A 337-nucleotide genomic window follows, 5' to 3' on the forward strand; every position below is an offset into this window, starting at 1 on the left:
AAGCGCCGCGGTAACAGGTTTACAGATTTTAACTCAGCCATCCGCGCCAACAATCACAGCACCCAATCCAAAAGTAGTATGTGCGCCAAATACCTTAACTTTAACCGCCAGTGGATGCGGTGGAACAGTAAACTGGTCAACAGGAGCCACGGGTACAAGTCTGGTACTTTCAAGTGTGGGTACTTATAGCATTTCAGCCACCTGTACGGTTGGTAGTTGTACTTCCCCAGCCAGCCAAGCCGTAACAGGTTTGCAGATTGTTACGCAACCATCTGCACCAACTATTGTTGCACCCAATCCAAAAGTAGTATGTGCGCCAAATACACTAACCTTAACC

General features: G+C 47.8%; 1 pseudogene. It reads left to right on the forward strand.

Annotation, left to right across the window (positions count from 1 at the left end):
- Positions 1-337, forward strand: a pseudogene (locus ACYVFA_RS19615) (hypothetical protein); the annotation flags it as partial.

The sequence above is a fragment of the Emticicia fontis genome (genome assembly GCF_054779675.1).